The sequence below is a fragment of the Streptomyces sp. NPDC054956 genome (genome assembly GCF_053609185.1).
This window is the reverse complement of record NZ_JBSGXB010000622.1, coordinates 1-1594: the sequence shown is the minus strand read 5'-3', so window position 1 is coordinate 1594 and position 1594 is coordinate 1. Positions and strand designations below refer to the sequence as shown.

The 1594-nt window shown below is 74.5% G+C and carries 1 protein-coding gene; it reads left to right on the top strand.

The window, feature by feature from the left end; all coding sequences use genetic code 11:
- Positions 1-1549: penicillin acylase family protein (locus ACWGDE_RS38825; protein WP_453393799.1), on the top strand; the 1549-nt coding region annotated here is incomplete at its 5' end.
- Between the last annotated feature and the right edge of the window lie 45 nt (positions 1550-1594).

Genomic DNA, 1594 nt, shown 5'->3' with positions numbered 1-1594 from the left:
CGGCACCGCCGTGGTGAACATCGGCTTCAACGACAAGGTGGCCTGGAGCCACACCGTGGCCACGGGCACTCCCCTCAACCTGCACCAGCTCGTCCTCGATCCCACCGACCCGACCTCCTACCTGGTGGACGGGAAGCCGGAGAAGATGACCGAGCGCAAGGTCGGCGTCCAGGTGGCGGGCGGTGCCCCGGTCACCCGCAGCCAGTGGTGGACCCGCTTCGGCCCCGTCGTCTCGAATCTCGGGGCGGGCCTCCCGCTGCCCTGGACGGCGACCACCGCCTTCGCCCTGAACGACCCCAACGCCACGAACCTGCGCGGTTCCGACACGGCGCTCGCCATGGGCAGGGCCCGTTCGGTGGCCGGGGTCCAGGACGCGCTGCGCCGCACCCAGGGCCTGCCGTGGGTCAACACCGTCGCCGCCGACTCGGCCGGCGGCACCCTCTTCACCCAGTCCCAGGTGCTCCCCCGGATCACCGACGAGCTCGCCGCCCGCTGCTCGACCCCGATCGGCAGGGCCACGTACCCGGCCTCGGGACTGGCCGTGCTGGACGGTTCGCGGGGCGACTGCGCGCTCGGCTCGGACCCGGACGCCGTACAGCCGGGGGTGTTCGGCCCGGGGAAGGCGCCGACGCTGCGCGACGCCCCGTACGCGGAGAACTCCAACGACAGTGCCTGGCTGGCCAATGCCGAGCACCCGGTCACCGGCTACGAGCGGATCTGGGGCAATGTGTCCACCCCGCGCTCACTGCGCACCCGGGGCGCCGTCGAGGACGTGTCGGCGATGGCCGCGCGCGGCGGGCTGACCGTGGCGGACCTGCAGAAGCAGCAGTTCGCGAACCGGGTCCCGGCCGGTGACCTGGCGGCGGCCGACGCGGCGCGGGCCTGCGCGGCCCTGCCCGGCGGCACGGCCACGGGCGGCGACGGCAAGGCCGTGGACGTGTCGGCGGCCTGCGGGGTGCTGGCGGCCTGGGACCGCACGGCCGACTCCTCCAGCCGCGGAGCCCTGCTCTTCGACCGGTTCTGGCGGAAGCTGACCGCGAGCACCCCGGCGAAGGACCTGTGGCTGGTGCCGTTCTCGGCGGCCGACCCGGTGGCGACGCCCCGTACGCTCAACCGGGCCGCGCCCGGGATCGGGCGTGCCCTGGCCGACACGGTGACGGAGCTGAAGGCCGCGGGCATCGCGCTGGACGCCCCGCTCGGGGACAACCAGTTCGTGGTGCGCGCCGGGCAGAAGCTGCCGGTGGGCGGCGGGACCGAGGCCCTGGGCGTCTGGAACAAGATCGAGGCGCCGTGGAACGCGGCGGCCGGCGGCTATCCGGAGGTGGTGCACGGCTCCAGCCACATCCAGGCGGTCGGCTGGGACGGCGGCCGCTGCCCGGTGGCGCGCACGCTGCTGACGTACAGCCAGTCCTCGAACCCGGCCTCCGCCCATTACGCCGACCAGACCCGGCTCTTCTCGCAGGAGCGCTGGGTGAGGTCGCGGTTCTGCGAATGGGACATCCTCACCTCGCCGGGCTTGAAGGTGGTCTGGCCGCGCGAGCGGCGCTGACCGCCACCGCAGGCGCGCAGGTGCGGCCGGCCGCTTCCCCGGGAG